The sequence below is a fragment of the Acidocella sp. genome (assembly GCF_028687955.1).
Classification (GTDB): Bacteria; Pseudomonadota; Alphaproteobacteria; order Acetobacterales; family Acetobacteraceae; genus Acidocella.
This window is the reverse complement of sequence record NZ_JAQTZC010000086.1, coordinates 1-7,374: the sequence shown is the minus strand read 5'-3', so window position 1 is coordinate 7,374 and position 7,374 is coordinate 1. Positions and strand designations below refer to the sequence as shown.

Sequence of the window (7,374 nt, the reverse complement as noted above, 5' to 3'; positions counted from 1 at the left end):
TGGCGGAGAGACAGGGATTCGAACCCTGGGTACGCTTTCACGCACACACGCTTTCCAAGCGTGCGCCTTAAGCCGCTCGGCCATCTCTCCCGCGCGGGGGCCTGCATAGCTAAACCCGGCGAATAGCTCAAGGGCACGGGAGCGGGAAAGCGCGCATATGCGTTGTTCTCTTAAGGGTTGAAGTTTATGAAGCCTTAAGCAATTTAAGATTTATGGACAGCATTTTCGAGGTTTTCCCTGATTTGCCGGCGCTGGCGGACGGCCGTTTCGCCGGTGCGGCCTGCGCCAAACCCACAATCATGATCGCCATGACAGCGCGTACCGGCAGCACGCATTTATGCGGCGCGCTCGCGGCGGCGGGCGATGTCGGCCGGCCGGGCGAGATATTCAACCCGCGCGGGGTGGCCGGGGCAGAGCGGGAGCGGCGCGGGGTGCACTCATTCACCGATTATATGCGCTCCTTCAATGACGAGCCCAGCCCGGTGTTCATCTTCAAGACCAATTGGCAGGATTTCGCCCCCTTCGCACAGGACTGGCGCATGCTCTTCCCCAACCTGCGCGTGGCGTATCTGGACCGCAAAAACCTGGCCGCCCAGTCTGTCTCGCTGTACCGGGCGCAGATATCCGGAACATGGCACCAGCCGGCGCAGCAGGCGCGAGCAGCCCCCGAGGATTGGCGCCACAGCTTCGACCTCGCGCGCATCTGCACGCTCATGCAGGAGCTGAATGCTAAGAAACAGGCATGGGAGCAATTTTTCAGCGCCGAGGGCTTTACCCCGGCACGGCTGTTCTATGAGGATTTCCAAAAGGATGTGAGCGTCGGGCTAGGTTTTCTGGCCCGGGAGATGAACCTCGGCCTGCGGCTGGAGGTGCCACCCGGCACCGGCTTTGAGAAACTGGCGGACGCGCTGACCCGCGATTGGGTCGAGCGCGTGCAGCGGCATGTTTTGCAGATGACCTGAGCGCCGCTCAGGATTGCGCCTCCGGCGGCAGCACCATGCAGCCGGTCGGCCCGGTGGAGAGCCGGCTACAGGCGTTCACCGCATCGTCACGCGGCAGACCCACGACGCGGGCGCGGTACTTCACATGCCCCGCGCTCACCACCGACATCACCACGGGATGACCGTTGATCAGCATCTGCACCGCGGAAAGCTCCGCCAAACCCAGCGCCGCCCGGGCGTTGGAGGAGGTGTCATAAGCGCCGACCTGAATCGCCCAGCCGGACGTATGGTGGGAGGCCGGGGCATAATCCGGCACGGGCCTGGCCCGAACCGGCAGCTGCGGCGCGGGCCGCGTGGTATCGGCCACGGCCGCGGGAATGATGGAGAAGGAGGGATGCGGTGCGGGCGGCGGCGGCGGCTCCGGTATGGGGGCCGGCGGCGCGATGGACGCGGCACGCACCGGTGCCGGGGTATATACAGAGGACATGGGAGCGGCCGGCGGCGCAATGGACGCGACACGCACCGGCGCCGGGGTATAAACCGAGGACACGGGGGCGGGCGGCGGCGCGATGGACGCCACCTGCACCGGCGCCAGCGGATTCTGCTGCATTTGCCGTGCAGGCGCATCGGGGTTGAAGCCCGGCGGCAGCAGGCCGGGCGCTTCGCTCATCGGCTGGGTGTTCAGGGCGAGCTGGTCCGCCTCGGAACGGTGCACCGGGTAATAGCCCTGAATGTTCGGCGCGATCATCGCGACGTAGTTGATCGTCTCGCCGGGAAGCGGCGTGTGATAGTTCATGTACGAATCCAGCCGCCCCGGGCCGGCGTTATACGCGGCCAGAAACCCCGGTGATCCGTAAATCTGATACATCTCGTGAATATAGGCGGTGCCCGCCATGATATTGTCGTAAGGGTTGAACGGGTCCTGCCCCAGGCCGTAGCGCGACGCCATTTCCTGATACGTCGCCGGTTCCAGCTGCATCAGCCCCATGGCGCCGGCGGCGGAGACGATAAGCTGGCCGTCCAGATATTCATGTCCGCCGGATTCCACGCGCATCACCTGCCGAATCCAGGTTGGCGGCACATCAAAACGGTTGGCGGCGATGTTGATGTAAGGTCCCCAAGGGTCGCTCGGCGGGCCGGGCGGGGCATAGTTGCCCGCCGCATGGGTGCGGTAATACGCAAGCGAGTAACCGTTCTGGGCAACCTGGTTGCCGCCCGCGCAGGCGGAGAGCAAGGCAAGGCCGGCACACCCCAAAACCAGCCGGGCGCCACGGCCGCCTTGCACTACCCGCACGGGCCGGAAACGGTATTTTGCGCTCACAGTCTAAGCCTCCACTTTATAACCATCGGCCGCGGGAGATGACCTGATCTCCAAGGGCCGCCAGCATTGCGCGCGGGGCGGGTTAGGCTGCCACGCATCGGACCAAACCAGCGCTTGCACACCGCCACAGGACGGCCTTCGGCGCGGGTACCGTCATATCGCGTGTATCTCGCTCAATAACGGCTTAAACAAGGCAGTGTAACCCATTAAGCTAGAAGACAACTCGCAGCAAGGAAAACTTCTGGCGCCGCAACGCTATCTCGCCCCGGCGGGCGATGATAAACAGGGCCATGCTGCTGAATCACCCCTGGAAAAACCTTTGCCTGGCGCTGCTGGGCGTCCTGCCCCTTCTGGCCGGCTGCGCCGCGCGCGCGCCGGTGCAACCCGTGGCGCAGACCTCGCCGCTGCGCGGCCGGCTGAGCACCGGCACCGTGATTGCCGTGCGCGCCGTGGACGTACCCGCCGGCAACGCCGCCTTGGCGCGGGTGCTCGCCGGGCTGGGGCAGCCCACGGCCACCGATCCGCCGCCCGCCGAGGAGGTCATCATCCGCCGCCGGGATTCCAGCATCGTCTCCGTGGTTGAGGCGCGCCAACCTGGCTTCACCCCAGGGGAGCGCGTGAACATCGCCGAAGCGGCGGCAACAGCCGTGCGTCCTCAATAATCCGGGATAATGGCTTAATAACTCGTCATGCGGAGCCGGGGCGGTTGATGCGGCCCCGCCATTCGGCTATCGCCAGCGGATGAACACGATTGCGCCAGAGCAGGGGCAGGCCGCGGTTGAGGTTTCTCACACCGCCAGTGTGCCAGGCCGGGCGGTCACCATCATAGCCAGCCGCGGCTGGCGCGGGCGGCTTGCCTTGGCGGGGGCGGATCTGTCCGAAACCCTGCGGCTGTGGCCGCTGGTGTGGACTCTCAGCCTGCTCGACATAAGGCTGCGCTATCGCGGCTCTCTGCTCGGCCCGTTCTGGCTCACCCTCTCCACGGCGGTGATGGTCGGCGCCATCGGCTTCCTGTATTCGCGCCTGTTCCACCAGAACATCTCGGCTTATCTGCCGTTTCTCTCGATCTCGCTGGTGCTGTGGAATTTCATCAGCACCGTCACCTCTGACGGCTGCCTCTGCTTCACCCAGGCCGAGGGCATGATCCGCGCCATGCGCATGCCGCTCTCGCTGCACGCGGCGCGCGCGGTGCTGCGCAACATCCTGGTGCTGGCGCATAACATCGTGGTCATCGCCGTGGTTTTCGCGGTGTTCCACACCCGGCCCAGCCTCGCCAGCTTCAGCCTGCTGCCCGCCGCCGCGCTCTGGGTGGTTGACGCCATGGCCCTCACCCTGCTGCTCGGCGCCTTCGGCACCCGTTTTCGCGACATTCCGCCGATTGTCGCCAGCGTGGTGCAGATCGCCTTCTACATCACGCCGATCATGTGGAATCCCACCATGCTGACACATCGCGGCCTGAGCATGGTGCTAGTGACATGGAACCCATTCTACGCGCTGCTCGAGATTGTACGCGGCCCGCTCCTCGGCGGCCCGCTGGACGCCGCCGCCTGGGCAGCGGCGCTGGGCTACTCCGCCGCGCTGGTGCTGCTGGCGGGCGCCGTGTTCGCCCGCACGCGCGCGCGCATCGCATACTGGGTGTAGCCCATGGCCAAGCTGCTAATCGAGAACATTTCCGTCCGCTTCCCGCTGTATCATGGCGAGAGCCGCAGCCTGAAGAAAACCGTGTTCGCCGCCGCCTCGGGCCGGCTGGGGGAAGACCGCAAGCACCGCCTGGTGGTCGAGGCGCTGCGCGATGTCTCCTTCTCGCTGCGCACCGGCGACCGGCTTGGCTTTATCGGCGCCAACGGCGCGGGCAAAACCACCTTGCTGCGCAGCATGGCCGGCATTTACGAGCCGGTGTGCGGGCGCATCGTCATCGACGGCGCGGTGACCGCCCTGCTGGACGCCAACCAGGGCATGAACCTGGAGATGACCGGGCGCGAGAACATCCGGCTGCGCGGGTTGTTTACCGGGCTGAACGAGCCGCAAATCCGCCAGCTGCAAGCCGATGTGGCGGATTTCGCCGGGCTGGACCAGTTTTTGGAGCTGCCCGTGCGCACCTACAGCTCGGGCATGATCGTGCGGCTCGGCTTTGCCCTGGCCACCGCCATCAAACCGCAGATCCTGCTGATGGACGAATGGATTCTGGCCGGAGACGCCGCCTTCATGACCAAGGCCCGCCACCGCCTGGAAACCATGGTGCGCGGCGCGGAGATCCTTGTATTGTCATCGCATAATGCCGATGTCATCCTGCGCTGGTGCAACCGGGTGATCTGGATGGACGGCGGGCAGATAAAAGCCGATGGCCACCCCGAGGATGTTCTGGCGGCTTATCTGCCGCCCGAGCAGTTCGCCCACGCGCTGGCCGCCGCGCAAGACGCGGCCTGAACACAAACAACAGCGCAAGGAGACATTCATGCAGCAACGTCATCTCGGCAAAAACGCGCAAGGCCAGCCGCTGGTTGTTTCCGCCCTCGGGCTGGGGTGCATGGGCATGTCGGAGTTCTATGCCGGGCGCGACGACAATGAATCCATCGCCACCATCCACATGGCCATTGCGCGCGGCATCAATTTTTTTGACACGGCGGATATGTACGGCTCTGGCGCCAATGAGGAGCTGGTGGGCAAAACCATCGCCGGCAAGCGCGAAGGGCTGATCATCGCCACCAAATTCGGCAACATGCGCGGCGCGGACGGCGCGTTTCTCGGCGTCAATGGGCGGCCGGAATATGTGCGCGCCTGCGCCGAAGCCTCGCTGAAGCGGCTCGATATCGAGGTGATCGATCTCTACTACCAGCACCGTGTAGACCCCAACGTACCAATCGAGGAGACCGTGGGCGCCATGGCCGAGCTGGTGGCGCAGGGCAAGGTGCGGCATCTGGGCCTGTCCGAGGCGAGTGCGGCCACCATCCGCCGCGCCCATAAAACCCACCCGATCAGCGCGTTGCAAACCGAATATTCGCTCTGGACCCGCGACCTGGAGGCGGAGATCCTGTCCACACTGCGCGAGCTTGGCATCGGCCTGGTACCCTACAGCCCGCTGGGCCGTGGTTTTCTCACCGGCGCCTTCAACGCCCTGGCAGACCTGCCGGGCGATGACTACCGCCGCAACTCGCCGCGCTTCTCGGATGAGAATTTCGCCCTCAACCGCGCCCTGGTCGGCGTCATCGAGAACGTCGCCGAGCAGAAATCATGCACCGCCGCGCAGGTCGCGCTGGCCTGGGTGCTGGCGCAGGGGCAGGATGTGGTGCCAATCCCCGGCACCAAGCGGCGGGGCTATCTGGAGCAGAATATCGCCGCGCTGGATGTGACGCTGAGCGCCGATGAGCTAAAAACCCTCACCGCCGCCTTCCGCCCCGGCGCAGCACTCGGCATGCGCTACGCCCCCGCCGGCATGACGGCGCTGAATCGCTAACCTATGGCCGCGATCGCCTATGTGAACGGACGCTACCGCCCGCTGCGCGAAGCCTCGGTGAACGTCGAGGATCGCGGCTTCCAGTTCGGCGACGGCATTTACGAGGTGCTCTACGTCCACAACCACCGGCTGGCGGACGCGGAGCTGCATCTGGCGCGCATGGCCCGCAGCCTGGGCGAGATCAGCCTGCACCTCACGCTCTCCCCGGCGGCGCTGCTGGTCATCATCCGCGAGGTGCTGCGGCGCAACCGGGTGAGCACCGGGCTGGTGTATATGCAAATAACGCGCGGCGCCGCCCGGCGGGACCACCCCTTCCCCGCCGTGCCGGTGCGCCCCGGCATCGTCATCACCGCGCGCACCCGCCCGGCCCCGCCCACGGATATCGCCGCCTGGGCGGGTGCGGCCATCACCCTGCCGGACGAACGCTGGGCGCGCCGCGACATTAAATCCACCAACCTGCTGCCCAACGTCCTGGCCCGGCAGAAGGCCCGCCTCGCCGGCGCCTACGAAGCCATTTTATACGATGCCCAAGGCTATGTGACCGAGGGCGCGGCCAGCAATGTGTGGATCGTGGATGCCGCCGGCACGCTGCGCACCCGCCCGCTCGGCCAGGAGATTCTGCCCGGCTGCACCCGCGCGGCGGTGCTGCAAATGCTGCACGGCACAGGCATCGCCTTCACGCAGACCCCCTTCACGCTGGAGGCCCTGCGCGGCGCGCGTGAAATCTTCCTCACCAGCGCCACCTCCTTCGTCAAACCCATCACCCGGCTGGACGGCGTCTCCATCGGCAACGGCCACCCCGGCCCCGCCGCCACAGAGCTGCTGGCGCGTTATCTCCAACACATCGAGGCGCCATGACTAACCCGGCCATAACCACCCCGACAATGTACAACCCGGCGGCCTTCGTGGAGAACGACCCGGCCGAGCTCCAGGCGATCATGCGCGCGGCCTCGCTGCCGGTGCTCATCTCGCCCGGTAAAAACGGCCTGCTCGCCACCCATCTGCCGCTGCTGTTCGAAGCGCCGGACCGTCTCATCGGCCACCTCGCCCGCGCCAACCCGCATTGGCGCGATTTCGACCCAGCCGCCCCGTCTCTGGCCATTTTCACTGCCGCCGATGGCTATATCAGCCCCTCCTTCTACCCAACCAAGGCCGAGACCGGCAAAGTGGTGCCGACCTGGAACTACCAGGCCGTGCACGCCACCGGGCGGCTGGAAGTCACCGAAGACCCCGCCGCGCTGCTCGATATCGTAACCCGGCTGACCAACCGCTACGAGACCGGCCGCCCCAACCCCTGGGCCGTGGCCAGCGCCCCGGCGGACTTCATCGCCAGCCAGTTGCGGGGCATCATCGGCATCACCCTGCACATCACCCTGCTGGAGGGCAAAAACAAGCTCAGCCAGAACCGGCTGAAACAGGACCAGATCGGCGCGCTGGCGGGTGCCGCGCGCGAAAACCCCGCCCTGGCCGCAGCCATGCGCAAGGCGAACGGCCTATAATACCAGCCCGCCTTAAGGCTGACTGGTATTATAGGCTAAACCAGCCGGCCCTCGAACGGCGGCAGATAATCCGCTGCGTCGAACTCAAGCACCCATAAATCCGGGTCGTAGGATACCTGTTTTTTCACATAGGCGTCGGTCGCTTCCTCGTTCACCGGG

General features: G+C 65.8%; 9 protein-coding genes and 1 tRNA gene. 7 read left to right on the top strand and 3 right to left on the bottom strand.

The annotated features are described in order from the left end of the window. Positions 1-90: transfer RNA gene (locus tag PHE40_RS10020), tRNA-Ser, on the bottom strand. A gap of 122 nt (positions 91-212) precedes the next feature. Between PHE40_RS10020 and PHE40_RS10015 the strand changes: the two genes are divergently transcribed. Further along, complete coding sequence (locus PHE40_RS10015) at positions 213-962, top strand: Stf0 family sulfotransferase (protein ID WP_299961365.1); 750 nt, start codon at positions 213-215, stop codon at positions 960-962. 7 nt (positions 963-969) lie between these two features. On the opposite strand, the gene PHE40_RS10010 is transcribed toward PHE40_RS10015, so the two are convergent. Continuing rightward, positions 970-2,235 carry a transglycosylase SLT domain-containing protein gene (locus PHE40_RS10010; RefSeq protein ID WP_299961364.1) on the bottom strand — a complete coding sequence of 422 codons (1,266 nt, stop codon included), beginning with the start codon at positions 2,233-2,235 and terminating at the stop codon, positions 970-972. 317 nt (positions 2,236-2,552) lie between these two features. On the opposite strand from PHE40_RS10010, the gene PHE40_RS10005 reads away from it, so the two are divergent. From PHE40_RS10005 to PHE40_RS09980, 6 genes are all read left to right on the top strand, one after another. Continuing rightward, the gene (locus PHE40_RS10005) at positions 2,553-2,924 is read left to right on the top strand and encodes a hypothetical protein (protein WP_299961362.1); all 372 of its coding nucleotides are present in this window, start codon (positions 2,553-2,555) and stop codon (positions 2,922-2,924) included. A gap of 79 nt (positions 2,925-3,003) precedes the next feature. Next, positions 3,004-3,903 (top strand): ABC transporter permease, encoded by a 900-nt coding sequence (locus PHE40_RS10000; protein WP_299961360.1) that lies wholly within the window; start codon positions 3,004-3,006, stop codon positions 3,901-3,903. Between the two features lie 3 nt (positions 3,904-3,906). Next, a complete protein-coding gene (locus PHE40_RS09995; RefSeq protein ID WP_299961358.1) occupies positions 3,907-4,689 on the top strand; it encodes an ABC transporter ATP-binding protein in 783 nt (260 codons plus the stop codon). A gap of 28 nt (positions 4,690-4,717) precedes the next feature. Next, positions 4,718-5,716 (top strand): aldo/keto reductase, encoded by a 999-nt coding sequence (locus tag PHE40_RS09990; protein WP_299961356.1) that lies wholly within the window; start codon positions 4,718-4,720, stop codon positions 5,714-5,716. Positions 5,717-5,719: 3 nt separating this feature from the next. Continuing rightward, complete coding sequence (locus tag PHE40_RS09985; RefSeq protein ID WP_299961338.1) at positions 5,720-6,574, top strand: D-amino-acid transaminase; 855 nt, start codon at positions 5,720-5,722, stop codon at positions 6,572-6,574. After that, positions 6,571-7,215, top strand: coding sequence for an FMN-binding negative transcriptional regulator (locus tag PHE40_RS09980; RefSeq protein ID WP_299961336.1), 645 nt, complete (start codon positions 6,571-6,573; stop codon positions 7,213-7,215). Before PHE40_RS09985 ends, PHE40_RS09980 begins: the two co-directional genes overlap by 4 nt. A 35-nt stretch (positions 7,216-7,250) precedes the next feature. On the opposite strand, the gene PHE40_RS09975 is transcribed toward PHE40_RS09980, so the two are convergent. Then, complete coding sequence (locus PHE40_RS09975) at positions 7,251-7,370, bottom strand: DUF1491 family protein (protein ID WP_408839011.1); 120 nt, start codon at positions 7,368-7,370, stop codon at positions 7,251-7,253. Positions 7,371-7,374 lie beyond the last annotated feature (4 nt).

What these genes read in the sequence shown, in the direction of transcription:
- PHE40_RS10015 (WP_299961365.1), top strand. Translation starts at nt 213, where the DNA reads ATGGACAGCATTTTCGAGGTTTTCCCTGATTTGCCGGCGCTGGCGGAC.
- PHE40_RS10005 (WP_299961362.1), top strand. Translation starts at nt 2,553, where the DNA reads ATGCTGCTGAATCACCCCTGGAAAAACCTTTGCCTGGCGCTGCTGGGC.
- PHE40_RS10000 (WP_299961360.1), top strand. Translation starts at nt 3,004, where the DNA reads ATGAACACGATTGCGCCAGAGCAGGGGCAGGCCGCGGTTGAGGTTTCT.
- PHE40_RS09995 (WP_299961358.1), top strand. Translation starts at nt 3,907, where the DNA reads ATGGCCAAGCTGCTAATCGAGAACATTTCCGTCCGCTTCCCGCTGTAT.
- PHE40_RS09990 (WP_299961356.1), top strand. Translation starts at nt 4,718, where the DNA reads ATGCAGCAACGTCATCTCGGCAAAAACGCGCAAGGCCAGCCGCTGGTT.
- PHE40_RS09985 (WP_299961338.1), top strand. Translation starts at nt 5,720, where the DNA reads ATGGCCGCGATCGCCTATGTGAACGGACGCTACCGCCCGCTGCGCGAA.
- PHE40_RS09980 (WP_299961336.1), top strand. Translation starts at nt 6,571, where the DNA reads ATGACTAACCCGGCCATAACCACCCCGACAATGTACAACCCGGCGGCC.